The 24,905-nt window shown below is 52.7% G+C and carries 27 protein-coding genes; 14 read left to right on the top strand and 13 right to left on the bottom strand.

Going from position 1 to position 24,905, the window contains the following annotated elements; genetic code table 11:
• The first annotated feature begins 182 nt into the window (after positions 1-182).
• A complete protein-coding gene (locus A3841_RS14535) occupies positions 183-1,775 on the top strand; it encodes a HipA domain-containing protein (RefSeq protein ID WP_073853148.1) in 1,593 nt (530 codons plus the stop codon).
• A gap of 160 nt (positions 1,776-1,935) precedes the next feature.
• On the opposite strand, the gene A3841_RS14530 is transcribed toward A3841_RS14535, so the two are convergent.
• From A3841_RS14530 to A3841_RS14515, 4 genes are all read right to left on the bottom strand, one after another.
• Entirely contained in the window at positions 1,936-2,688 is a 753-nt protein-coding gene (locus A3841_RS14530; RefSeq protein ID WP_073853146.1) for an SDR family NAD(P)-dependent oxidoreductase, read from the bottom strand.
• A gap of 3 nt (positions 2,689-2,691) precedes the next feature.
• Positions 2,692-3,456 (bottom strand): type IX secretion/gliding motility protein PorT/SprT, encoded by a 765-nt coding sequence (porT, locus tag A3841_RS14525; protein ID WP_073853144.1) that lies wholly within the window; start codon positions 3,454-3,456, stop codon positions 2,692-2,694.
• Positions 3,405-4,127, bottom strand: coding sequence for a bifunctional demethylmenaquinone methyltransferase/2-methoxy-6-polyprenyl-1,4-benzoquinol methylase UbiE (gene ubiE / locus A3841_RS14520; RefSeq protein ID WP_073853142.1), 723 nt, complete (start codon positions 4,125-4,127; stop codon positions 3,405-3,407). Before ubiE ends, porT begins: the two co-directional genes overlap by 52 nt.
• A gap of 153 nt (positions 4,128-4,280) precedes the next feature.
• A complete protein-coding gene (locus A3841_RS14515; protein ID WP_073853139.1) occupies positions 4,281-6,272 on the bottom strand; it encodes an OmpA family protein in 1,992 nt (663 codons plus the stop codon).
• Between the two features lie 563 nt (positions 6,273-6,835).
• Here A3841_RS14515 and yihA point away from each other — a divergent pair.
• The 4 genes from yihA (at position 6,836) to A3841_RS14490 (ending at position 9,438) form a co-directional block, all read left to right on the top strand.
• Complete coding sequence (gene yihA, locus A3841_RS14505; RefSeq protein ID WP_073853135.1) at positions 6,836-7,444, top strand: ribosome biogenesis GTP-binding protein YihA/YsxC; 609 nt, start codon at positions 6,836-6,838, stop codon at positions 7,442-7,444.
• 72 nt (positions 7,445-7,516) lie between these two features.
• Positions 7,517-7,924, top strand: a complete 408-nt coding sequence (locus tag A3841_RS14500; protein ID WP_073853453.1) for an energy transducer TonB — start codon at positions 7,517-7,519, stop codon at positions 7,922-7,924.
• A 20-nt stretch (positions 7,925-7,944) separates the two neighbouring features.
• Entirely contained in the window at positions 7,945-8,445 is a 501-nt protein-coding gene (locus tag A3841_RS14495; RefSeq protein ID WP_083610374.1) for a DUF5606 family protein, read from the top strand.
• 621 nt (positions 8,446-9,066) lie between these two features.
• Positions 9,067-9,438 carry a hypothetical protein gene (locus A3841_RS14490; protein WP_073853133.1) on the top strand — a complete coding sequence of 124 codons (372 nt, stop codon included), beginning with the start codon at positions 9,067-9,069 and terminating at the stop codon, positions 9,436-9,438.
• Between the two features lie 77 nt (positions 9,439-9,515).
• On the opposite strand, the gene fbp is transcribed toward A3841_RS14490, so the two are convergent.
• Positions 9,516-10,523, bottom strand: a complete 1,008-nt coding sequence (fbp, locus tag A3841_RS14485) for a class 1 fructose-bisphosphatase (RefSeq protein WP_073853131.1) — start codon at positions 10,521-10,523, stop codon at positions 9,516-9,518.
• Positions 10,524-10,610: 87 nt separating this feature from the next.
• Between fbp and A3841_RS14480 the strand changes: the two genes are divergently transcribed.
• From A3841_RS14480 to A3841_RS14465, 4 genes are all read left to right on the top strand, one after another.
• The gene (locus tag A3841_RS14480) at positions 10,611-11,885 is read left to right on the top strand and encodes an aspartate kinase (RefSeq protein WP_235861425.1); all 1,275 of its coding nucleotides are present in this window, start codon (positions 10,611-10,613) and stop codon (positions 11,883-11,885) included.
• Positions 11,886-11,953: 68 nt separating this feature from the next.
• Positions 11,954-12,727 (top strand): enoyl-CoA hydratase-related protein, encoded by a 774-nt coding sequence (locus A3841_RS14475; RefSeq protein WP_073853128.1) that lies wholly within the window; start codon positions 11,954-11,956, stop codon positions 12,725-12,727.
• A 663-nt stretch (positions 12,728-13,390) separates the two neighbouring features.
• Positions 13,391-13,858, top strand: coding sequence for a Fur family transcriptional regulator (locus tag A3841_RS14470; RefSeq protein ID WP_073853126.1), 468 nt, complete (start codon positions 13,391-13,393; stop codon positions 13,856-13,858).
• Between the two features lie 31 nt (positions 13,859-13,889).
• Positions 13,890-14,519 (top strand): peroxiredoxin, encoded by a 630-nt coding sequence (locus A3841_RS14465; protein ID WP_073853123.1) that lies wholly within the window; start codon positions 13,890-13,892, stop codon positions 14,517-14,519.
• A 531-nt stretch (positions 14,520-15,050) separates the two neighbouring features.
• On the opposite strand, the gene A3841_RS14460 is transcribed toward A3841_RS14465, so the two are convergent.
• Complete coding sequence (locus tag A3841_RS14460) at positions 15,051-15,965, bottom strand: ClpXP adapter SpxH family protein (protein WP_073853120.1); 915 nt, start codon at positions 15,963-15,965, stop codon at positions 15,051-15,053.
• A gap of 123 nt (positions 15,966-16,088) precedes the next feature.
• On the opposite strand from A3841_RS14460, the gene A3841_RS14455 reads away from it, so the two are divergent.
• On the top strand, positions 16,089-16,403 hold the full coding sequence (locus A3841_RS14455) for a winged helix-turn-helix transcriptional regulator (protein WP_073853118.1): 315 nt from the start codon (positions 16,089-16,091) through the stop codon (positions 16,401-16,403).
• 3 nt (positions 16,404-16,406) lie between these two features.
• Here A3841_RS14455 and crcB read toward each other — a convergent pair whose 3' ends face one another.
• The 6 genes from crcB to A3841_RS14425 form a co-directional block, all read right to left on the bottom strand.
• Positions 16,407-16,778 carry a fluoride efflux transporter CrcB gene (gene crcB, locus A3841_RS14450; RefSeq protein WP_073853116.1) on the bottom strand — a complete coding sequence of 124 codons (372 nt, stop codon included), beginning with the start codon at positions 16,776-16,778 and terminating at the stop codon, positions 16,407-16,409.
• A gap of 25 nt (positions 16,779-16,803) precedes the next feature.
• Positions 16,804-17,235 (bottom strand): VOC family protein, encoded by a 432-nt coding sequence (locus tag A3841_RS14445; protein WP_073853114.1) that lies wholly within the window; start codon positions 17,233-17,235, stop codon positions 16,804-16,806.
• Positions 17,236-17,448: 213 nt separating this feature from the next.
• A complete protein-coding gene (locus A3841_RS14440) occupies positions 17,449-18,075 on the bottom strand; it encodes a class I SAM-dependent methyltransferase (RefSeq protein ID WP_073853112.1) in 627 nt (208 codons plus the stop codon).
• Between the two features lie 146 nt (positions 18,076-18,221).
• Positions 18,222-18,554 carry a GNAT family N-acetyltransferase gene (locus A3841_RS14435; RefSeq protein ID WP_235861424.1) on the bottom strand — a complete coding sequence of 111 codons (333 nt, stop codon included), beginning with the start codon at positions 18,552-18,554 and terminating at the stop codon, positions 18,222-18,224.
• Between the two features lie 88 nt (positions 18,555-18,642).
• Complete coding sequence (locus A3841_RS14430) at positions 18,643-19,314, bottom strand: hypothetical protein (RefSeq protein ID WP_073853110.1); 672 nt, start codon at positions 19,312-19,314, stop codon at positions 18,643-18,645.
• 92 nt (positions 19,315-19,406) lie between these two features.
• A complete protein-coding gene (locus A3841_RS14425; protein WP_073853108.1) occupies positions 19,407-20,021 on the bottom strand; it encodes a hypothetical protein in 615 nt (204 codons plus the stop codon).
• Positions 20,022-20,226: 205 nt separating this feature from the next.
• Here A3841_RS14425 and A3841_RS14420 point away from each other — a divergent pair, with 205 nt between their 5' ends.
• The 3 genes from A3841_RS14420 to A3841_RS14410 all read left to right on the top strand — a co-directional run bounded on the left by A3841_RS14420 (position 20,227) and on the right by A3841_RS14410 (position 23,320).
• Positions 20,227-21,477 (top strand): 3-deoxy-D-manno-octulosonic acid transferase, encoded by a 1,251-nt coding sequence (locus tag A3841_RS14420; protein ID WP_073853106.1) that lies wholly within the window; start codon positions 20,227-20,229, stop codon positions 21,475-21,477.
• Entirely contained in the window at positions 21,474-22,397 is a 924-nt protein-coding gene (gene rsgA, locus A3841_RS14415; RefSeq protein WP_073853104.1) for a ribosome small subunit-dependent GTPase A, read from the top strand. The genes A3841_RS14420 and rsgA overlap by 4 nt, the downstream gene beginning before the upstream one ends.
• Before the next feature lie 221 nt (positions 22,398-22,618).
• Positions 22,619-23,320, top strand: a complete 702-nt coding sequence (locus A3841_RS14410) for an SDR family oxidoreductase (RefSeq protein WP_073853102.1) — start codon at positions 22,619-22,621, stop codon at positions 23,318-23,320.
• Between the two features lie 69 nt (positions 23,321-23,389).
• Here A3841_RS14410 and A3841_RS14405 read toward each other — a convergent pair whose 3' ends face one another.
• Complete coding sequence (locus tag A3841_RS14405; protein WP_073853100.1) at positions 23,390-24,049, bottom strand: fasciclin domain-containing protein; 660 nt, start codon at positions 24,047-24,049, stop codon at positions 23,390-23,392.
• 139 nt (positions 24,050-24,188) lie between these two features.
• Here A3841_RS14405 and A3841_RS14400 point away from each other — a divergent pair, with 139 nt between their 5' ends.
• Positions 24,189-24,647, top strand: a complete 459-nt coding sequence (locus A3841_RS14400; RefSeq protein WP_073853098.1) for a peptidylprolyl isomerase — start codon at positions 24,189-24,191, stop codon at positions 24,645-24,647.
• Positions 24,648-24,905 lie beyond the last annotated feature (258 nt).

Genomic DNA, 24,905 nt, shown 5'->3' with positions numbered 1-24,905 from the left:
CCTGCCTTAAGCCCAGCCTGAATCCCGCTGCATCAACTTGAAAAGTATAAACGTATAGCTCTGCACATACCTCTTCTTTCACTACCCCGAACTACTGCTTGACTAAAGTATACTTGCCGTTCACTTGAAAACATTACAGCCGTTTTACGTTAAATAAGCTTGTTAACAGGATTTGCATCTGTATGAAACCACATTGGAGGCAGGTTATACTTGCCCTATTCTTGATCACTTCGGCTGGCTGTGCCAGGAAAAACTTCTACGCCCCCACTCCGGTGGCAGATGCTGAAGTATACCAACACCTGAAAACCAACCCGAAGGCCGCAGACAGCGTGACGATTAAAGCAGGCGCCCACTACAAGCGCGGTTTCCTGCACCGCCTGTTCTGGGGGAAACACCATCGCCCGCTCTGGAATGCCCCGGTAACCGTGCCGGTGTTCGAGATGGACACCACCTGGGGCGGCCTGAAGATAGAGAAGATCGGCGGCGGCTTCCAGACTACCAGCTTTACCCTGGTTGGCCCCAACGACAACACCTATGCCCTCCGCTCCCTCGACAAGGAGCCCTCTGAGGTGCTGCCCAAAGTATGGCGCAAGACTTTTGTGGTAAACATCCTCCGCGACCAGATCTCAGCCATTAATCCCTACGGCGCGCTCATACTTCCGCCCATGGCCGAGGCGGCAGGAATCCCGTACGCCTCTCCGCAACTGGTGTATGTGCGGCCAAACGATGCCGACTTTGGCGAGCATGAGGAGGTGGCCAGCAACAAAGTATACCTGCTGGAAGAGAAGTACACCGACGAGCGCATGGTGGATGAGGTGACGGGCAACCCCAGCGACATAGTGGGCAGCGAGAAGATGCTGAACAAACGGTTTGAAGAAGACGATCATTTTATAGACCAGGTGGCCTTTGCCAAAGCACGCCTCTTCGACCTGCTCATCGGTGACTGGGACCGCCACGAGGGGCAATGGGAATGGGCAGCGTTCGAGCGCAGCGGCAACCACCACTACCGCCCTATCCCCAAAGACCGCGATAATGCCTTCTACCGCTTTCAGGATGGCCTCATTCCCTGGATCTTCAGCCGCAACTGGGCCATCCGCAAGTTCGAGTCGTTTGACGAAGACTTCAACGATGTTTATGCCCTCACCATCAACTCGAAATTCATAGACCAGCGGGCGCTGGCGCAGGTCACCCGCGCGCAGTTCGACTCGCTGGCCGTGGGGCTGCAGCAAAGTATAACCGATGAGGTGATAGCGCAGGCGGTGCGGCAGTACCCGGAGGCGATCTACGAGCTGGAGGGGGAAAGCACCAGACAGAAGCTCATCAGCCGGCGCAACCAGCTGCGCGAGGCCGCCGCGGAGTTTTATGAGATAATGGCGAAAGAGGTGCTGGTGGTGGGCACCGACGAGGAGGATCAGTTCGAGGTAAAACGCCTGAGCGATGCGGAAACGGAGGTAACCCTGCGCCGCAAGTCTGATGGACTGGTCACGTTCCACCGCATCTTTAAGCGCTCCGAAACCAGGCTGATCACGCTGCACGGGTTGGCCGAGGATGATGAGTTCAGTCTGACCGGCGAGGTAAAGAAGGGAATTACCATAAAGATTGTGGGTGGCCGCGGCGAGGATGAGATCACAGATGAGTCGAAAGTGAGCGGCTGGGGGAAAAAGACCAAAGTATACGACACGAAACGAGGCACGGAGCTGGAGGCTGGCCCTGACACAAAGGACAAGCGCACCAGCGACGTCCGTGTCCACGCCTTCGATAGGGAAGGATTTTGATGCTGCGCTATACTTTGTTTAGGGTTATACTTTGATGCGGCTGCTGCAGATGGCCTTGGATTAGGAGAAGATTTATACTTTCTACGCTGCCCTAAAAACATATCCCCGCCCCTGGTCTATGCTTCCGGAGGCGGGGATTTATACTTTATACTTTAGCGTTCTACTGTTCTTTTACTATGATGGTGGACGAAGCCTGCGCCGTTGGCAGCACCAGCACTTCGGCCAGGTTTACGTGGGCGGGGCGCGTTACGATAAAACTGATCAACTCGGCAATGTCCTGGGCCTGCAGCGGCTGAAAACCTTTGTACACCGAGGCAGCGCGCTCCTTGTCGCCTTTAAAGCGCACCTCGGAGAACTCGGTCTCCACCGCGCCCGGGTTCACCTCCGATACCTTAATCCCGAACTGCACCAGGTCCATGCGCATGGCTTTGGAGAGGGCGTCCACGGCGTGCTTGGAGGCGCAGTACACGTTACCGTTGGGGTATACTTCCTTGCCTGCTATGGAGCCGATGTTCACGATGTGGCCTCCGCCCTGCTTCTGCAGCAGCGGCAGCACCGCCTTGGTCACATACAGCAGGCCCTTCACGTTTATATCGATCATGGCATCCCAATCCTCCACCGATCCATCCTGTATCGGCGACAGCCCGTGGGCATTGCCGGCATTGTTCACCAGCACATCTACCTTGCGCCAGGCATCAGGCAGCGTGGCCACCGCCTCTATCACCGCCACATTATCGCGCACATCAAACACCAGGGGGTATACATTGGCCTCTCCCAGTTTCTGCTGCAACTCCTGCAGGCGCTCGCGGCGGCGGCCGGTGGCAATTATCTTAAAACCGTGTTTCGCCAAGTCTACAGCCGTGGCCAGCCCGATGCCTGAGGTGGCTCCGGTAACAAATGCAATTTTGGTCATTTCTTATTCAAAGAAGAAAATAAGTGAAACGTTGTGGTGGGTTAGCTTATCGATAGAGCGGCTATAGGTGCTATTCGACAAAAGCTTGTGCTGGTTCATCAGGCCGTGTGAGAAACGCAGTTCCGGCGCAAACTTAAAGTAGGGGTAAAATATATCAACGCCGATGCCATACTCCAGCGCCAGGTCGAACTTCTCTACCTGTAACTCTAAATCCCCCCCCGTTCCATTATTGGCCTTCCCTAAGTCGATACCTGGCTTTACACCTGCCACTATATAAGGTCTGTAGTTAGAACGGCGCTTGGCTTTATACTTTAGCAGCACTGGTAGCTCTATCATAGTATTATTAATGGTCTCAAACATCACGTCTTCTGTCTCTCTATTTACAGCTACGTTCTTGAACTCAATGGTGCGGCTGTAAAAGCCCACTCCGGGCACAAAGCGGGCATCCAGGTACTCGGCCAGTCGTACGTTGAGCACCAGGCCGGTATAAAAGCCGATGTCATTCTTAGGATTGATGGCCTCGTCGCTGCCATTCCTTAACCGATCTACATACTCCTGCGAGTGATGCACATTATACTTGGTGAGCGGCAGAGACAGGTAAAAACCGTAATGCACGGGCCGCTGGTCGTAGCCGGGCTTGTTCAGGGCGTTTACCTTTTGCTGGGCCTGGGCCGTGCCGCATAGCAGCAGCGCAAGTATGATCAGGCTGCTAAGGGTTATTTTTTGCCTGTGTAAATGGAGCTTATGCCAAATGTGAGTGAATGCCATTTCGTGGTCTTAAAGCCTACTTTTTGAAATATTTTCAGGAAATTCTGCCCGTCCGGGAACGCCTGCACCGACTCGGGCAGGTACGTATAGGCAGCATTATCCTTAGAAACGAGTTTACCTACCGCTGGTAGTATATTCTTGAAATAAAATTGATAGAGCTGCTTCATCGGGAAGGCACGCGGCATCGAAAACTCCAGCACCACGGCCATTCCGCCCGGCTTCAGCACGCGGTGCATCTCGGCCAGGCCCTTCTCCAGATTCTCGAAGTTGCGCACGCCAAAAGCCACGGTTATGGCATCGAAGGTATTATCGGCAAACGGCAGGTTCTCCGAATCGCCATACTTGAGCTCGATCTTATTGGTGAGGCCGCGTTTGGCCAGCTTCTCCCGCCCCACGGCCAGCATGCCCTCCGAGATGTCCACGCCCGTGATCTTGTCCGGGTTCAGGCGCAGGGTCTCAATGGCAAAGTCGGCGGTACCGGTAGCAATGTCCAGCACTTGCTTTGGTTTCTCGGGAGCCAGCAGGCTTACAGCCTTCTTCCTCCAGATGATGTCGATGCCAGCGCTCAAAAAGTGGTTCAGGAAATCATACTTGCCGGCAATGTTGTTGAACATCGTGGCCACCTGCGACTTCTTGTTCTCGTTCTGGTCTTTGTAAGGTACTACCGCCATGGGTTGGGATAAAATGATTGTAACAGGGCAAAAATACTGTACCTAAAACTATATTCCGCAGAATATGTTCCGAAATATAAAAAAAGCAGGCCGGGCATGTGCCGGCCTGCTTCTGGGGTATGGTTCAGTTGGCGCTCAGGCCATACTAACTTGTTATTGTATCTCCTGGCCCTGCTGAATCTCATCGCGCTTCAGCACACGGAAGATCGTTCTGCGGTTCAGCTGCATGTTGTCCACTGATGAGTTCGGCACGGCTGGTCTGCTCTCGCCGTAGCTTACCGTTGTCATGCGCTTGTCAGAAATGCCCTTGCTTACCAGGTAATCGTAGGCAGCGTCAGCACGGTTCTGGCCAAGCGTCATGTTGTAAGAGTCGCTGGCGCGGGAGTCGGTGTGGCCCTCGATGCTGATGTTCAGCGTCGGGTTGGCCTTCATGATCTCCACAATTCTGTCCAGTTCCTCAACAGCCTCAGGGCGCAGGTCATACTTGTCGGTAGCAAAGTAGATGTTCTCGAACTTGTATTCTCCTACAGCAGCGTCCGGGGCAAGGCGTGCGATACGGGCAGCCGTGGTGTCGTCCAGGGTCACGAAGAAGTCTTTTCTGATCGTGGTCGTGTCGTCTAGCACCACCGGCACCTCAAACTCCTGCGTCTCCAGCACCTCGCCGTCCAAAGAAAGCTGCACCTGGTACTTACGGCCTGAAAGCACGTTCACGTTATAGGTAGCGGAGTCCGGCTTGCTCACGTCGCGGTAAGAGATCGGGCGGTTATCCGCCTGCTGGCCGTTGAAGATCAGCTCCACGCCTGGCAGTGTCAGGGTACTGTCGCCCTGCACCAGCACGCGGCCTTTCACGTCGGCGTTCTTGATGTAGTTGATGGTGTAGATATCCTTCTCGCCGTAGCCACCGATGCGGTAAGACGACAGGTAAGCATAGCTTCCGTCCGGAGCCAGGCGGTAGTATGTGTCATCATCCGGCGTATTGATCGGGGAGCCCAGGTTCTCCGGACGTGCCCAGCGGCGCGCCACCGAGTCATACTTGGAGGCGAAGATGTCGTAACCACCCATGCTGTTGTGTCCGCGGGAGGCGAAGAAAAGCGTGCCGTCGGCCGACAGGTAGGGGCTATCCTCGTCGAAGCGGGAGTTAATGGTTCTGCCCAGGCTCTTCGGGTTACCCCAATCGCCGCCATTGGTGCGCTGTACCATGTAAAGGTCCAGGTCGCCGTTCTCAGAGAAGTGGCTCGTAGAGAAGAACATGGTGGTTCCGTCCGGCGTGATGTAGGCATCCGATTCGAAATCGCGGGTGTTCACCTTGTCGCTGATACTCTTCGGCGCGCCCCAGCTTCCGTCTGCCTGGCGCTCAGCCACCATAATGTCGCCGTTGTTCACGGATTGGTAGAGCAGCAGCTTGGTGTCGTTGTCGAACAGCTGGATAGAGGCATCGTGGCCGGCGCTGTTCAGGGAACCCGGCACTATGCGCGGCTTCTCCCAGGAGTCCACGCCGGTGCGGTTGGTCTCGAAGATATCCTCGAAGTACTCACCATCCTCAGCGGCCTTACCGCCGGTAGCTCCCTCTGCGCGGGAGGTGAACAGCAGGTAGTTGTAGTCGGATGAGATAACCGGGCTGTGCTCCGAGAAGGCAGTGTTCACGTCACCACCCAGGTTCTTCACAAACACGTCCTTCGGGTTTGCCACCTCGCGCTTGGCGTTCTTGGCGTACTGGATCAGCTGCGCCACTTCCTCCTTGCGCTCCACGTTGCGCTGCTTAATGGTTTTCTGGTAGTTCTGGAAGTGCTCAATGGCGCTGTCGAAACGGTAGTTGATGTGGTCGGTACGGCCCAGCCAGTACTCCATCTCCTTGTCCACCTTCGGGTTCAGCTCCTGCGCGCGGTACAGGTAATCAGCAGACTTCTCCTTGTCGAAGGTCAGGTAGCTGATGCCTGCAAAGTACAGGGCCTTGGCGTTGTTGGGGTCCGCGGCCAGCACCTGGTCATAGTAAGGCAGGGCCGCACGGTAATTTTCCTTTTTAAAGAACTTGTTGGCAGTTCGCATTTGTTTCCTGGTGCTTTGTGCCGATGCGGTGGCAGCCAAAAGGCACACCATGGCAAGCAGCAGAGAAACCCGCGAGAACGATTTGGCTAAATAATTCATGTGATAAAGGGTTTGTTATACTTTCCTAAATGTTTGGGTGATGGTAAAAACTTTCGGATCACCATGCGGCCTTGGGGTCGGCACAGCTAATCCAGCATCTATACGAGATATATAAAATTTAGTATATGTTAAACACATATATCCCTATAAAACTTTTTGACCCATGTACGCATTGGTCATCCGAAAAGCGTAAGCGGGCTTTCCGGAGTGCCTGCCAGTGAAGGAGGCGCAGGTATAAAGTTACTCACACGAAATTGAATCAACAGCAAATATATGCAATATATTATATTAACAAGCGATATTTTTTCCACAAATCAGACAACTTAAAGCAGGGTAGTTTCTATAGAAGTATGAGCCAGGCTGGAGCGGGGCGGGTAAAATGTTCCGCCGGTTTCTGCGTTATAAGTACAGGCGGCCCTTAACGCCGCCGGCCGTGGAGAATTTATTTGCTACCTTTGGGGTTTATATCTTAGCCTTTCTTAGAAACAGAGGCCACACGGGCGCCTCCCCTGCCTGGAAAACAGCCGGGGAACCCGCTTACCAGAACCACAAAACGCAATAGCATGGTTATTAAGGAAGCTAAATTCTTGATGAGTAACACGAAGGTGGAGGCCTGCCCTACCCCCGACAAGCCGGAGTATGCCTTTATCGGGCGCTCCAACGTAGGCAAATCCTCGCTCATCAACATGCTTACCGAACAGAAGAAGCTGGCCAAAACATCGGGGCAGCCGGGCAAGACCCAACTTATCAACCACTTTCTCATCAATGATGAGTGGTACTTGGTGGATTTGCCGGGCTATGGCTACGCCAAGGTGAGCAAGAGCTCGCGCGAGGAATGGCGCCGCATGATAAACTACTACCTGCAGAAGCGGGAGAACCTGACCTGCGTGTTTGTGCTGATAGACAGCCGCCACGACCCCATGGCCCAGGACCTGGAGTTCATCCACCAGCTCGGCAACAAGGGCGTGCCCTTCGTGGTCGTGTTCACCAAGCTCGACAAGCAGTCGTCCATCAAGACAGACTCAACCATAGCCGCGTGGAAGCGTAAACTGCGTGAAACATGGGAAGAACTGCCCCAGATGTTCCGCACCTCCTCAGAAAAGCAGCTTGGCCGCGACGAGATCCTCTCCTTTATAGACGAGGTGAACGCGCAGGTGCAGGATCAGCACTGAGCGAGCCAAGGGGACATTTAACTGGAGAGGCGGCAGGACCCGTGATGTAGAAAATTTTAAATGTTTACCCTTATGAGAACCAGAATTTCATTTTTGTTTATTTTATTTGCCATGATGGCCGTTACGGCAAGCGCCCAGAGCGGCAGCAAGGCAACGGCCCAGGCCTCTAAAGAGGAAAACGTTTGGATGCCTGACAAGCCCATCCCCGTGGCAGACTTCTACGAGGGAGGCCAGGAAGCCATGTATAAAGCCATCTATAAGGAGCTGCAGTACCCGATGCTGGCCAAGCGCAACCGCGTGCAGGGCGACTGCATCATCAGCTTCACCGTGAACCCGGATGGGTCTACGTCTAACTTTAAGGTATTGCGCAATGCCGGTGCGGGCACCGGCGAGGAGGCGCTGCGCGTGGCCAGGCTGCTGAAGTTCAAGGCGCCCGGCTTTGGCGTGGATGCCAGCATCCCGATCGTATTTAAATTATAAACAAAACACACATACTACCTATGCCTATTGATTTAAGACAAGTTGCAGCAGTATCTGGCCAGAGCGGCCTTTACCGTGTCGTGAAGCCTACGCGCACCGGCGTGATTTTGGAGAGCCTGGAGGAGAACCCGAAGACCATGGTAGCGCAGGCGCGCCACCGCATGTCGCTGCTCGACGAGATCTCGATCTACACTACTGACGGGGAGGGCACCGTGCCGCTGGCCGAGGTGTTTGATCGCGTAAACGAGAAGTATGGCGAGAGCCTGCCGCTGGGCGACAAGCCCGGAAACGAGGACTACAAGGAGTTTATGGCCAGCGTGCTGCCAACCTTCGACGAGGACCGCGTGTACGTGTCGGACATGAAAAAGCTGGCGACCTGGTACGCCATCGTAAGACAGCACGTCGGCTTTACCGAGGCAGCTAAACCTGAATCAAAAAAGGCGAAAGAGAAACCAGAGGCCGAGGAAAAGGCACCGGCCGAGAAAAAGCCTTCCAAGAAGAAAACCGAAAAGGAAGCATAAGTATAAAAAGCCCTCCCCCAGCGGAGGGCTTTTTGTTTCAGCCGTCTTATACTTTACTCGCTCTGCTTTTATACTTTGGGCGAAGTATAAGCATACCCGTGGCGTAAAGTATGGACGTACAGTAGAGCCATGCTTTATTCTTGGGCTATCTTTTATACTTCTCTGGCGCAAGCGTCCGCTTGTGCCTCTTTTAGCTGCCGCTTCCCGCAACTTGATACAAGCTATACTTTCATAGCTACCATTTCCTTCTACTTGACACAAGCTATCCTTGCGAGCTTCCGTTCATCCTCCAGACTTACATAAGCTACAGTTCCATTTCATACTTTGGTGCTCTCCAGCCCGAGAGGGCTCGTCCTCGGGCATCGCGCTGTGTTCCCTCCTTGCCTCGCTTGCGCTCGGCATGCCCTTAACGGGCACCGGATCTCACAAGGCGCTCAACCCAAGAACTGGGATCAAGTTCGATAGCCGCTGCTTTGGCGATGTCACAAGTATAAACATGAAGTATAAGTGGTTTTATACTTTCGGGATGCGGACGGGGTAATCGCAACTTGGGCTATAAAGTATAAATGGGGGAAGTAGAAAAGTATACTTTATACCCTGATCAAAGTATAAAGTATAACCATGGCCGCTTTCGGCTATTTATACTTCCAGCAGCATTTTCTAAAGTATACGTACCTTTGCCTGATGTCTTACTCACCTGCCATACTTACGGGCACCACCAACCACCTGCAGCGCATCTTTGAGGTGGATAATCTGCCGGCTACTAACCTGGAGGCGCTGGAGTTTAAGCTGGCGCACCTCGTGCAGCAGCTCCTGCGCAACGATTTCAGCCGCCTGCTGCACATCCTCTACCGTATCGACGTGGACGAGCAAAAGGTAAAACAGGCCATGGTGGACGCCGACGAGGAGATCATCGCCACCCGCATTGCCCGGCTTATACTTAAACGGGAAATACAGAAAGCCGAGATTCGCTTGAGGTATAGCGGCCGCTAAAAGCAAAAAAGGCAGAGAGCTTTTCGCCCCCTGCCTTTGTGATGCTGTTGTTGATTACTAATTCCAGATGGGTTGGGTTAATTTACGGCCACTTCGGCCTTCAGGAATTCCTCTGCCTTGTCTACCATCTCCGGAGAGCCGATAAACAGCGGGCAGCGTTGGTGCAGCTCTGTCGGCACCAGCTCCATAATACGCTCAGAGCCGTTGGTGGCCTTTCCGCCGGCCTGCTCCACGATAAATGCCAGCGCGTTGCACTCATACATCAGGCGCAGCTTGCCCTTGGGCACTTTAGAGGTGGAGGGGTAGATGTAAATGCCGCCCTTAAGCAGGTTCCGGTGAAAATCGCCCACCAGCGAGCCAATATAGCGCGCCGAGTACTCGTTGTCCTTGCAATACTGCACGTACTGCTTCACGCCTTCCGGGAAGAAGTTGTAGGTACCCTCGTTGATGGAGTAGATCTTGCCCGTTTTCGGCGTGCAGATGTTTGGGTGCGACAGGAAAAACTCGCCCAGCGTGGGGTCGTAGGTGAAGCCGTTTACGCCGTTGCCCGTGGTGTACACCAGCATGGTGGAGGAGCCATAGATGATGTAGCCCGCGCCTACCTGGTTCACGCCCGGCTGCAGGCAGTCGGCCATGGTGCCGTCGCAGCCCTGCTCGGAAGTGCGCCGGTAGATCGAGAAGATCGTGCCGATGGACACGTTCACATCGATGTTGGAGGAGCCGTCCAGCGGGTCGATGGCCACGATGTACTTGCCGCGGGTGTTGCCCGTCTGGATCGCGTCGTCTTCCTCCTCCGAAATGATGGTGCACACCTCGCCGCCATTGCGCAGGGCGCGTATAAAGCGGATGTTTGCGATCACGTCCAGCTTCTGCTGGTCCTCGCCCTGCACGTTCTGCTGGCCATAGGCGCCGGTGACATCCAGCAGGCCGGCCCGGTTAATTTCGCGGTTCACGATCTTGGCCGCCAGGGCAATGTCACGAAGCAATTGAGACAGCTCCCCGGTGGCGAACGGGAAGTCCTCTTGCTTCCGCATGATAAACCTGTCTAGCGTTGTGCCTACAGGCAGTCCGAGTTTGTCATTCATAAAGATGATTTTATCCTATAGCTTTAATTTTATTACAAAAATATCATTTTTAGGCTATATTCCGAACGTTGCCTAATTTTACCGTGTATGAGTACAGAAAGGATTACAGTATATAAGTTTGGCGGCGCCTCTGTCAGAAGCGCCGGATCGTTCCATAACCTGACCCGCATCCTTAAAACGCAGGGCAAAGAGGGTCAGCTGCTGGTGGTGGTGTCGGCGATGGGCAAAACCACCAATGCCCTGGAGGCGCTGCTGCACCTGGCGTACCAGCAACAAGATTTCTCTTCTGAGTTTGCAAACCTGAAGGATTACCACCTGCAGGTGCTGCGCGAGCTGCTGGCAGATCAGGAGCACCGCGCCTTTCGGCGGCTGGAGCATTTGTTCGAGCTACTGCACAATCAGCTAAAGGAAATCACTCCGAACGATAATTTTGATAAGGTATACGATCAAACCGTAAGTTTTGGCGAACTTTTTTCGTCTGCCATCCTGCATTATTTTCTGGCGGAGCAGGGTATTCACAACACGCTGATAGACAGCCGCAAGTATATCCAAACCGACAGCAACTGGCGTGAAGGGAAAGTAGACTGGGCCTGGACCGAGCGCCTGCTCCGCCGCGACGTGCCGCAACTGCTGCAACAAGGGTTGGTGGTAACGCAGGGTTTTCTGGGCGGCACCAACAACGGCCTCACCACCACCCTGGGCCGCGAGGGCTCCGACTTCAGCGCCGCCATCTTCGCCTTCTGCCTCGATGCCTCGGAAATGGTGATATGGAAAGACGTGGCCGGCCTGCTAAACGCCGATCCTAAGCACTTCCCCGATACGGTGCGTTACCCCGAGATCTCCTACCAGGAAACGGTGGAGATGGCCTATTACGGCGCCTCGGTCATCCACCCCAAAACTATCAAGCCGCTGGCCAACAAAAAGATACCGCTCTACGTGAAGTCGTTTCTGGACCCGGAGGGCGAGGGCACCAAGATCTGCGACTGCCGTTTTGAGGTCGTAGCACCGGCCTATATCATCAAGGAGAACCAGTGCCTGGTGTCGTTCGGGGTGAAGGACTTTACGTTTATCTCCGAAAAGAACCTGGGCACGATCTTCAACGCACTCTCGGAGCTGCGGATAAAGATCAACCTGATGCAGAACTCGGCCATTTCCTTCTCCATCTGCACCGACTACAACCCCGAGCGCCTGGAGCGGCTGATGCAGACTTTGCAGGACCAGTTCCTGATCCATTACAACACCAACCTGCAGCTCTACACGGTTAAGAATTATAACCCTGAAAGTATAAAACGCATACAGGAAGGCAAGGAAGTATTGCTGGAGCAGCGCACGCGCACCACGTTTCAGATCGTGTGCCGGTAACTTATACTATGCCGGTTTCTATACTTGCCGCAAAAAGCTAACTTCATACTCGAAACCTATCGATAACTATGGAATTTATACTTGTTACACCCCAGTCGCAGCCGCACGTGGCGCTCATACAACTCAATCGCCCCAAAGAACTCAATGCTCTGAACCTGCAGCTGATGGGCGAGCTGCGCGATGCTCTCAAAGCGCTGGACGAGGATGATGCCGTGCGCGTGATCATCATCACAGGCAACGAGCGCGCCTTCGCCGCCGGCGCCGATATCAAGCAAATGGCCGGCAAAACCGCCATCGACATGCTCAACATCGACCAGTTCTCCACCTGGGATCAGATTCGCAAGACCAAGAAGCCGATCATTGCCGCCGTGTCGGGCTTTGCCCTGGGTGGCGGCTGCGAACTGGCCATGACCTGCGACATGATCGTGGCCTCAGAAGCGGCGCAGTTCGGCCAGCCGGAGATCAAGATCGGGGTGATGCCCGGTGCCGGTGGCACGCAGCGCCTGACCAAAGCCATCGGCAAAGCCAAAGCCATGGAAATGGTACTGACCGGTAAGTTCATGAGCGCGCTTGAGGCTGAAAAGCATGGCCTGATTAACCGCGTGGTACCGGTAGAGCTATACCTGGAAGAAGCCTTTAAACTGGCCGCAGAGATTGCCCAGATGTCGCCGGTGGCGGCCAAACTGGCCAAGGAAGCCGTGAACCGCTCTTTCGAAACCAACCTGGACGAAGGTTTATACTTTGAGCGCAAGAACTTCTACCTCTGCTTCGCCTCCGAGGACCAGAAAGAGGGCATGAACGCCTTTGTGGAGAAACGCAGGCCGGAGTTTAAGGGAAGGTAATTGGAGTTAGAGAGTTGGGGAGTTGGGGAGTTAGAGAGTTAAAAAGTTAGAAGGTTAGAAAGTTATCCAACCACCCCAACCCCTCCTTATCCAAGGAGGGGAGCTTATACTTACTGCTTCTCCTGTCAACTTAATAGCCACAGTTTATACTTTTGTCATCCTGAAAGGGTCACATCCGGGACTTTTCCGGAAGTTCCTGAATTAAGGGAGGTGAAACAGAAGCTACAGCGCTTAAACGTTTGCAGGAGTAGTACCAGGCTCCCCGCCTTAGACAAGGAGGGGTAGGGGTGGTTGGATCCGGAGCTCCAAGGGTATAGGTTTCATACCACAAGTAGTGCTATTGCTATACTTTATACTTTGATTAAACAGCTTTCATACTTCGTCCCTGAAGCCAGTCGAAGTATAAAGTATCTGCTGATGTATACCTTTCTGCTCCGCAGAAAGCAAGTTGCAAACTTGCACCATGCACAGCCACATTTATACTTCGCTAAACTTGCGGCAGAAAGTATAAACCCAGAAAGCACTACCCACTTTCTAACTTTCTAACTTCCAACTCTCTAACTCCTAAACTCTCTAACTTTATTAACTCCTAACTTTTAACTCTTAACTATACACCTTATCTTTGCAGGAACTTTTCCTAAGTAAGAAACATTCTTATCTAGTATGCAGCACAACCTGACCCGAGACGAATTGCGACAACGCCTGTTGGAAGGTGGCCTCAAAGCCACGCACCAGCGCATTGTGGTGTTCGAGGCGGTGATGGACCTGCATGGGCACCACCCCACTCCCGAGGAGGTATACCAGCACCTGCGGCCGGCCAACCCTACCCTCTCGTTGGGCACGGTTTACAAAACCCTGGACACGTTTGTAGAGACAGGCCTGATCAAACGGGCGCTCTCGGAGGAAGGCGGCAAGCGCTACGACGCCAACACGCACGTGCACAACCACATCTACTGCAGCAAGACCAGGGAAATCGTAGACTTTGAGGATGCAGAACTGGAGCAACTCTTAGCAGATTTCTTCAGCAAGCGCAACCTGGAAAATTTCGAGATCAAGGGTTTTTCGGTGCAGCTGACGGGAAATAAGGTGGAGCCCGATAAACAAATACGCATTACACGAGTTTCTAAATAGATTATTCAATAACCAAAAAAACAAATAACACATGGCAGTTTTAGTAGGTAAAAAAGCACCTTCCTTTAAAGCAACAGCCGTAGAAAACGGCGAATTCGTAGAGAACTTTTCATTGGAGCAGTACATTGGCAAGAAGCACGTAGTTTTCTACTTCTATCCAATGGACTTCACGTTTGTGTGCCCAACAGAGATCATCGCCTTCCAGGACAGAATGGAGGAGTTTGAGCGCAAAGGCGTAGCCGTGGTAGGCTGCTCTACTGACACGCACTTCTCTCACTTCGCATGGCTGAGCACTCCGCGCGAGCAGGGTGGCATCGAGGGTGTAAACTACCCACTTGTAGCAGATGCGTCTAAGACAATCGCGCAGAACTACGACGTGCTGGCTGGTCACTACGACTACAACGACGAAGGTGAAGTTACTTTCGTAGGTGAGCCGGTTGCTTACCGCGGTCTGTTCCTGATCGACAAAGAAGGCGTGGTACGCCACCAGGTTGTAAACGACCTGCCGCTTGGCCGTTCTATCGACGAGGCCCTGCGCATGGTAGACGCCCTGCAGTATTTCGAGGAGAAAGGCGAAGTTTGCCCGGCTAACTGGTCTGAAGGCAAAGAGGCGATGCAGGCTACCAAAGAAGGTGTTTCTAACTACCTTGCAAAGCACTAAGCATTATAAAGTGACTTATTGATAGAAAAGCCCCGGCAAGTGTGCCGGGGCTTTTTGTTTTATACTTCAGGTTGCGATTAGCTAGTCTAGAGACAGGGACTCCGCTCTTTCGGATTTGCAATCCGAAAGCAAGTTAAGATCAGGATTTGTAATCCGTTTTTATACTTTGCCAACTGTCGGACAGGGGCTAAAAGCAAAAAGAGTCGGATTGCAAATCCTCATAACAGGAACTTCGGGATTGCAAATCCCGAAGAGCAAAGTGTATAAACCCACCCCTACCCCCTCCGAGGAGGGGAATTAAATGGCACCTGATTGGCTGGCGCGGGTCTCCCCGAAATGCTTCGGGACAGCGCAACCCGTGTCTTATTATCGTGTCAGGATTTGTAATCTACTAGGCCAACCTGTCCCGGGGAGGCCCAACTATAGCCCGTCACGAGCGTGGACGCTCGCGCCATAAGAATAGAACAAATTATAAAACAAAAAGCCCCGGCAATGCCGGGGCTTTTTGTTTTATAATTTGTTCTGATCAGCTTACTGCTTCAACCACAGGGCGCCGTTCTTGGAAGCATACTTCCCGATCTTGCCCTCTGCGTGCAGCTCCTGCAAGTAGGCTTCCGCCTCACCGGTTTCTAGCCCCGAAAGCACCGCAAACTCCTTGGTGGTAAGCGAGCTATACTTGGCAAAAAGTGAAGTATAGGTAGTGTCATACTCCTGCTTTTTTGCCTCCGGGTGCAACTGCAGCAGCGCCTGTTCATACTGCTCGTACGGGCGGGAGCCGTATACCAGCACGCGCTTATCGTTTTCGTCGGTTACAAAGATGGTCGGGAAGCCACGCACACCCAGTTGACGTGCCAGCGCAAGATCTTTCTGGAATAACTCCACAGCTTTGCCTTCAAAGTCGGACTTCAGTTGTGCTACATCCAGACCGGTTTGCTCGGCGGCCAGGGCCAGGTTATCCCAGCGGGCAATGTTTTTCTTCTCCAGGAAGATCATCTCCTTGATTCTTCTCAGGAACGCTGCGGCTTTCTCTTCACCCTGCAGTTGGGCTGCCTTAAAGGCGATGGAAGGCGGGTAAGACGATGGCAGCGGGTCTTCCAGCCACAGGTCGCCGTCTATCGGCATCTCGTAGTAGGCGCCGGCCTCTTCCCAGTGCTGGGCTACGCTCTTTGGTCCGTTCACGTCACGGCCGCCGTAGGCATCCCAGCTCGACAGCAGACCGCCCATGCGGTACTCTACTTCAAAGTATGGCCCGTACTCCAACGCCAGTTTTTTCAGTTGCGGATCGATGCCCCAGCACGAGGAGCAGATCGGGTCGGTAAAGTATAGCAGCTTGATCGGCTTCTTGGCTGCGGCAATGTTGGTGTCTTCTGTGGTTGCCTGTGCTACCGGTATTTCGCAAGCACCGGTCTCTATATCGCAGTGCATCATTATTGGTTTTGTCTCCATGGTCTTCTATTTTGCGTTAAACTTTGTAAATGCGGGCCTGTTAGCTAATAACCAACCGGCCGTATTTGATTTCTTTTACAAAGGTCGGGCTATACTTTAAGAGAGTCAATTAGTCAAAAAAACATGACTACCAACAATTTTTCACCGGACGAGCCAAGCTGCCCCGCAGAGGGCATTCTGAAGCAATTATCAGGGAAATGGAAGCCGCAGATTTTCCGGCTGGCGCTGGATGGGCCAGTGCGTTTTAACGCTTTGCTGCGCCAGCTGCCGGGTTCCAACAAGCAGTCGGTGGCCACGGCGCTGAAAGAGATGGAGGAAGCCGACATCCTGGTGAAGACCGTGGTGCAGGAGAAACCGCTGCACATCGAGTATACGTTGTCGGAAAGAGGGCAGGCGATGGTGACGGTGTTCCGAAGTATGGAAGGCTTTCTTAGCTAAGGCTTAGGCCAGCTTGACCAGCCACATACCGGCAAAAGTAGCCAGCAAGCCAAGCACCACGCTGGCCAGGATGTAAAGCATCGCTTGCCCGTACTGCTCTGCCTGCAGCATGTACACCGACTCCAGCGAGAAGGCCGAGAAGGTCGTAAACCCGCCCAGAACGCCGGTAATCAGGAAAGGGCGCCATTCCGCTGCCAGCCCTCCCCTGGACAAAAGGGCCGCGACGAGCCCGATCAGAAAGCAGCCCAGTATATTTACCCCCAATGTGCCATACGGAAACCCAACAGCAGCCCGCGTCTGGATAAACACCGATAAGAGGTAGCGTGCCACGCCCCCAATAAAGCTCCCTACCCCAACGGCTAAGAGTATTTTCACCTGTCTTTAAAGTATAAACCGACGCTTAGTATTTCTGCTCGTAATCGTAGTTCACCATCCACTGGATGCCGAACTTATCGGTGAACATGCCGAACAGCGCCCCCCAGAAAGTCTTGTCCAGCGGCATGGTTACCTTACCACCTTCCGATAATCCATCGAACAAGCGCTTGGCTTCCTCTTCGTTCTCCGCATTGATAGAGATGGAGAAGTTATTGCCCATCACGGTGGCATGTCCGAAGGCCTCTGAAGAATCAGAACCCATCAACGTGGTTTCTTTGCTGATCGGCAATGAAATGTGCATGATCTTGTTTCCTTCTGACTCCGGGACCGGGTTCTCAGAGGGCATGTCCTTAAAGCGGCCTACGTACGGGAAATCGCCGCCGAATACGGATTTGTAAAAGCTGAAGGCTTCTTCGCAGTTGCCCGCAAACGTTAGGTAAGGGCTGATTGATGCCATATTTATCGTTTTAGTAAATATAAATTAAAAGGAATAACGGACCCAAGTATACTTTGTAGCCGGAAACTCAGGCGAGCCTGATATAGCCTTTGCCAAATATAGATTATTTTAAAAGATTCACAACTACCCGCGGTTCTTTGCGACCTGAGATGGAAGCTCCAAAGTATAAACTGGTCCAAAACCTTCTATCAGTTTATAGTATGACGTTTTCCCCTATACTTTCTGCAACAGGAGGGTCAGGATGCGCGGTAGGCCGGCGCGGTCGTTATCGTCGAAGTACTCGTTGACGTCCACCAGCCGGAGGCCGTTCCGCCGGGCGGCCTGCACAAAATCGGAAGTATGGTGGGTGTAGCACTCCACCTCCTGCCTTCCCTCCTCGGTGTCGAAGCGGGCTTTGGTGCCGCTGTATTGCTTAAAAGGGTGCAGCTCGCCGATGTATACATGCCCGCCGTGGTTTAGCACCGCAGCCGTTTGCTTGAAAGTATGATTCAGGTCCGCAATGTGCTCCAGCACCAGGCTGAAGCTGACCAGGTCGTATGGCTGCGTTGCAAAGCTCCAGCTTTGGGTGATGTCGGCAAGTATAAACTCGGCTTTGTTGGAGCTTACTTTCTTCTTGGCCCGCTCCAACATCTGCTCCGACAAATCCACAGCCGTCACGTGCAGCGCCCTTCGTACCAGCCACTCGGTATTCTTGCCCGTGCCGCAGCCGATCTCCAGGCATCGCTCAAAGTTTATACTTCCCAGCGTGGCGCGCAGGGCCACCGCCTCCAGGTCGCGGGTGCGGTTCTTGTTCGTGTCGTATTGCGTGGCCCAGCGGTTGTAGGCTTCTTCTATGCTCATAGTTCTTTCAGCATCCAGATGGTGCAGGCGTTGTGCCCGGAGTTGCCCAGTGCGTGCGGCAAGGGCCTGAAACCTGCTTTCTCATACATTGATACGGCTCTGGCCAGCTCGGGGAACGACTCTAAGTATAACTGCTTGTAGCCAAGCTACCGCGCCGCATTTATACTTTGCTGCATCAGTTTGTTGCCAATGCCTTTGCCCCGGGCTTCGGCAGAAAGGTAAAACTTCACCAGCTCCGCACAGCCTTCGGGCAAGCCTTCGGTAGGATACACGCCACAGCCGCCTACTATCAGGCCATCTTCCTCAGCAACAAAGTACGCGCTGCCGGGATGCTCGAACAGCTGGTTTAAAGCATCGGTGGTAGGATCGGTGTAAACCGTGCCGGGCTTGTCTATCTTAAACTCCCGGAAAACACTACGGATCAGCGACGCCAATGGCTCGTTGTCGGCAGGTTGTATGGGGCGAATGGTGAGGGGCATGGAGTTTTGGGGTAATGGTATTCGTATATGAGGTGAGCGAGGTGCTGCCGAAGCATTGAGTATGCACGTGGTGGTCCCTTATTTTTCTTTATATCATTGACCCTACGAGTCTTTGCTTCAGTCCGTCTTTGGTAAATACCCAAACAACCTGATAAGCACCCGCCCCATCGCTATTCCATTGGTACACGATGTAACAATCTCCGTTTTTATAGACCTTAAAAGTATTTGTGCATTCGTAGATATCGTTGTAGAGAGGCGGGTTTATTTCAACTTTCTTTCCTTCAACTATGGCGTTAACTCCGTTTATTTGTGTAATTGGGAAGTTTCCGTCTGTTCCCCAGACAGGCCTGCCCGCTATAGCTGCTACAGCGCCATTATACTTGTCAACAACTCTATTGTTCAATGCAAACGGCTCTATCAAATACTCAAATTTAAAGTCTGTCCCCTTGTAGGGCTGTAACTTGTCGAGTGTTTGTAATCTGGACTTGTGTATGAAACCTTCGATGTAGCTAACTTCTGTGGAGTTGAGAGAGAATAGATTTTTAGGTATAAAGACAGGAATCCATTCATTTGTGTCATGCCCCTCTTCATAGTCATACCAGAAGGCTTCGTTGCTGTATAGTTTGTGAATAACCTGTGACTGTCCGTTCGGCTTCTCCCTAACATTGGTATACCCGTCCTTATCCTGAATAATAGCGACCTGTGCTGTTGCTATGACAGTTGTCAGAAGCAGGGCTATAAGTATAATCAGGTTTTTCATACTTGTAAATGTAGTACAACGGTTTTGTGTAGACTATGTATAAGACTTTAGCCGAAGTATAAAGTATACATAGGGTTGGCAACCGTTTTTTATCAAGGCAGTAGACTTATTCTTTTCATCTTAGGAGCACCAGTCTCTTCATGAATTTCATATTCAATTACCCTTTTTTCGGTGACTTTCGTGTTTATTTTATCCACCCTGTATTCATAGATTACATGAATCTTGCCGTCCTTTATTTCATTTACGAATGCTTCGGAAGGCAACCATCCTGGCAAAGAATGAATATTTTCTAAATTCCAGATACTGTCTTTTTCGATACTTGCCGCTGAAAATTCGAACTCATTCCATTCATTGGCTTCTAAATCCCCTATAAAAATTTTATCAGAGCCGTGATAGTTACCTGTTTTTAGAATAAGCCATTTCCCATATTGGATTAACTGTTCATCCTTTTTCCACTCTCTTCCATCATATGAGCCATAGCCAATTTTATGTGTGGAGTCATTTACATCTCTGTATTTATAGGCTATCATATAGGACCAAGAGTGGTGGTCAGCATTATAAGTTACATCACAAATCAATGTTCCTCCAATTCGTTGATCAAGCTCAACATTGTAATATTCAGGCTCAAAGGCGTCTCGTAATATCCAGATGATTCCAAAGAGTAAAATCAAAAATACTCCTATGGATATCAAACAGCCTTTTTGCATATATAAGGTTTCTTATCAATTTAAATGTATGCCAACTTGTGGCTAAAAGTAATCACCTACGTTTAGCCCACCAAATATAGCAGATAACAGTAACTTTACCGGGAATCAAAGCCCTTCCCCACAAAGTATGGCACCCTTGCCAACTATCCCTCCCCAAAGCGCTATATTTGCAACAGAACCAGACACTCGCAAGCAAGTATAAAATTTGAAGCTACTCTACGACATCGGCTTGAAGGCTTACCGTACGGCCATTGCCCTGGCAGCCCCTTTTAACGAGAAGGCGAAGCTGATGCGGCAGGGGCGCGAGCGGCAGTTCGAGCGGCTGCAGGAGACGCTACGGCAGAACCAGGCGCCGCTGGTGTGGTTCCACTGTGCCTCGCTGGGCGAGTTTGAGCAGGGGCGGCCGGTCATGGAGGCGCTCCGGGAGGCGTTTCCGAAGTATAAAGTGCTGCTCACCTTCTTCTCCCCTTCGGGCTACGAGGTGCGCAAAAACTACCCGGGTGCCGACTACATTTTCTACCTGCCCCTGGATAGCGCCTCCAACGCCAAACGCTTTCTGGACATTGCGCGGCCCAGGCTGGCCGTGTTCGTGAAGTATGAGTTCTGGCACTATTACCTGCAGGAGCTGGCTGAGCGAAGTATCCCTATACTTTCCATCTCCGCTATTTTCCGGCCCGAGCAGGTGTTTTTTAAGCCTTACGGCGATTTTTACCGCAATATCCTGCGCCGCTTCACGCATATCTATACCCAGAACCAAAGCTCGCTGGAGCTGCTGCAAAGTATAAGTATAAACAAGGCAAGTATAGCCGGCGACACGCGCTTTGATAGGGTGCTGCAGACGGCGGCAAGTATAAAACCGATTCCATTGGTAGAGGCCTTCGCTGCCGGGCAGCAGGTATTTATGGTGGGCAGCAGCTGGCCCGCGGATATAGAGGCATTGCTGCCGCTGATTCAAAATTATAAAGCAAGTATAAAATTCATCATCGCGCCGCACGAGGTGAACGAGGCAAGTATAAATGCCGTGATGCAGGCCGTGGGCGAGGATGCGGTGCGCTTCTCCAAAGCTACGGAAGTAGATGCACCAAAGTATAAGGTGCTGGTGATCGATAACATCGGGATGCTCTCGGCGCTTTACAGCTACGGTACCTACGCCTACATTGGCGGAGCCTTCGGCAAGGGCCTGCACAACACGCTGGAGGCAGCTGTGTTTGGCCTGCCGCTGTTCTTCGGCCCAAAGTATGACAAGTTTCAGGAGGCGAAGGATTTGGTGGCGCGGGGCTGCGCTTTTCCGGTGCAAAACGCCGGGGAACTGCTGCAGGCATTTGAGCAAGTGCACACCACGCCGGGCCTCCGCCAAAGTATAACCGGCAAAGAAAAAGAATACGTACAAGAGCAAGCCGGCGCCACCGCTAGGATCATGGCCGACATCAGCGCCCTGCTTAAAAAGAATACATGAAAGGAATTGTAGTAAAATCGACGGGATCGTGGTATCTGGTGCGCGACGCGGAAGGAAATTTGCACCGGGCGCGCCTGCGCGGCAAGTTTAAGATAAAGGGCCTGAAGGTGAGCAACCCACTGGCCGTAGGCGACCGCGTGGAGTTTGAGGTAGAGACAACAGGAGAAGACACCGCCGTGATTCACAAGATCGAGGACCGCGAGAACTACATCATCCGCCAGAGCACGCACAAGACAGCCTACTCCCACATCATCGCTGCCAACCTCGATCTGGCCATGCTCATCGTGACGCTGGTGTCGCCGCGTACCTCCTTTGGCTTTATAGACCGTTTCCTGGTTACAGCCGAGGCCTATGACATCCCGGCCATGCTCATCTTCAACAAAACCGACCTGTATGACGAGGATGTGATGGAGTACCAGCGCCAGATCAGCCACATGTATGAGAAAATCGGTTATCCGAGCCTGGCGGTATCGGCCATGAACAACGAAGGCATAGACGAGGTAAAGGCGCTGCTGCACGGCAAAACCACGCTGCTCTCCGGGCACTCCGGCGTAGGCAAGTCTTCGCTCATCAACCTCATCGTGCCCGACCTGGAGCTGAAAACCTCTGAGATCTCCGGCTTCTCCGACAAGGGCGTACACACCACCACCTTTGCCGAGATGTTCGAGATCGACCCCGAAACATATGTCATCGATACGCCCGGCATTAAGGAACTAGGCATCGTGGATATTCCGGCGGCGGAACTGAGCCATTTTTTCCCGGAGATGCGGGAGCGCCTGAACCAGTGCCGCTTCAACAACTGCACCCACTTTAACGAGCCCGGCTGCGCCGTGATTGAGGCCGTACGCCACAACGATATTTCCCTCTCCCGCTACGAAAGCTACCTGAGCATGCTGCATGGCGGCGACAACCGGAAATAGGTAGAGAGTTTTGGAGTTAGAAAGTTAGAAGGTTAAAATTTAGAAAGTCATACTTGTAGAGGCGCAATTCGTTGCGCCTTTTCTTTTGCTACAGATCTATGGCGCAAGCGTCCGCTTGTGCCTGTGGTGCTATACCGGGCCCAACCACCACAGCACCACTAACTAATCGCTACCCGCCCCGTTACAGAAACTTATACTTCTGAAACGCAACAACTCTTACTATGGAACTTGAAAACGCGAACATTCTGATAACAGGCGGTACTCTGGGCATCGGGTATGCTACAGCCAAACTACTCATCGGGAGCGGAGCCAACGTAGCCATTACCGGCCGCGACGAGAAACGAACCATGCAGGCAGCCGGTGACCTCGGCGCCATGCCCATCACTGCCGATGTGGCCAACCCAAATGACGTAAAGCGCACCTTTCAGGCATTTATGGAAAAGTACGGCAGACTGGATGTGCTGATCAATAATGCCGGAATTGGCTTGTCTAAACCGATAGATGCGCTGACGCTGGATGATTTTGAGAACATATACCGGGTAAACGTGTTCGGAGCGGCCATGATGGCGTCAAAAGCGGCAGAGGTCTTTAAGAAGCAGAACCACGGCAACATCATCAACATCGGCTCCACGGCGGCACTTAAGGGGTATGAAGGCGGCTCGGTTTATGCCTCCTCCAAAGCAGCGCTCAGAAGTATGACGCAGACCTGGCAAAACGAGCTGCGCAGGTATAACGTGCGCGTCATGCTGATAAACCCTAGCGAGGTAACAACCGCCTTTGGCCAGCCGGACCGACAGGAGCGCGGGCCCCAAACTAACAAACTGCGCTCAGAAGAGATCGCCTGGGCCATCAAGAGCGCGCTGCAGATGGACGACCGCGGCTTTATTCCGGAGCTAACCGTGTGGGCAACCAACCCATTCTAACCATCGCGCGGGCATAAAAAAGGCAGGCACCATTAAAGCGCCTGCCTCCTTCGGCTCGTTTGCAGAGATTTATTCCTTCGTTGCCAGCACACCCTCCACAATATGGATCACACCGTTGCTGCTCATCACATCAGCCTGTGCTACCCTGGCTCCGTTCACCATCACATCGTTGCCCTTTTTCGTAACGGAGAGTTGCCTGCCTGAGGTGGTTTTGAGCGTGGTCCCGTCTGTCAGGTCGGCGGCGGTCAGTTTCCCGGCCACCACGTGGTTGTGCAGCAAATCGGTCAGGCGCTGCTTATTCCCGGACTGCATCAGGTCTTCCAGGGAGTCATTTGGCAAGGCCTCAAACGCACTGTTCTTCGGGGCGAACACCGTATATGGTCCAGTACCATTCAGCGTGTTCACCAGCCCGGCCTGCCGCAGCGCACCAGTAAGCACGCTCAGTTCCTTGTTTGCCGTGATATTCTCTAAAATTTCCTGACCGGGTGTCATCTCATTGCTTCCTACCCTGGCGCCTGTCTTACCGGCGTCCGGCTGACCCTCTTCAGACAGCTTGCCGGGGGTGGCGGGGGTAGTGCCAGGGGACTCCGGCTCCTCGCGCAGGTTTGTCCCAGCCACGCGCTGCATCTCATTTCCGGCGTTTTCCTCGTTGGTACCGCCACCGCAGCTTGCTAAAAGCATGCTGCAGCACAGGGCCAGCGCATACCCGGCTCTCGTTATTGTTTCCATAGTGTGTGGTTTATACTTGCGCGTAACCTATACTTGTTGCTGGTGCCCGGTGTGTTAAGCCCGGTTTATTGGTCTCTTAAACTATAATTTTCGTACTTTTGTTATCTGTACCAATTGTTTCAACTAAACAGAACCATATATGAAGACCGCAGAAATCCATACAGGCAAGGGTGTAATGAAAGTTGAGTTTTATGAGAAAGACGCTCCTAAAACGGTAGATAATTTTGTGAAGCTGGCAAAAGAAGGCTTCTACGACGGCCTTACGTTCCACCGCGTTATTCCTGATTTCGTGATACAGGGCGGCTGCCCTAACTCGCGCGAGGGCGCCAAAGGCGTGCCTGGCACCGGTGGCCCGGGCTATAAAATCGACTGCGAACTCTCCGGCGAGAACCAGTACCACGACCGCGGCGTGCTGAGCATGGCCCATGCCGGCCGCAACACCGGCGGCTCTCAGTTTTTTGTTTGCCACAGCCGCAAAAACACCGCCCACCTCGACCGCAACCATACCTGCTTCGGCAAAGTGGTGGAGGGCCTGGACGTGATCGACCAGATCCGCGCCAACGACCGCATTGAGAAGATCGTAGTGAACGAGGCGTAACACCCTCATCATCAACACCAAAGTATAAAGCCAGCCCCTGCATGCACGGGGCTGGCTTTTTTGCTTTTCCGGGCCTTCTGCTGTGGTTTCGGAGATGAGCATAAAGTATAAACCCACCTAATTTCAGGCTGTTTTTTAGCGGAAAGACCGGAAATCCTGCAGAAAATGCTTAGTTTTACCTACCATCTGTTCGGCACCTGCACTTATCATACTTGCACCGCTTGGGTTGTGTCGTTTCAGCAGCATCATTCTTGCAAC

The organism is Pontibacter flavimaris, from assembly GCF_001907195.1.
GTDB lineage: Bacteria > Bacteroidota > Bacteroidia > Cytophagales > Hymenobacteraceae > Pontibacter > Pontibacter flavimaris.
Note: the sequence above shows the minus strand (reverse complement) of the source record. Positions and strands in the feature narration are given on the sequence as shown.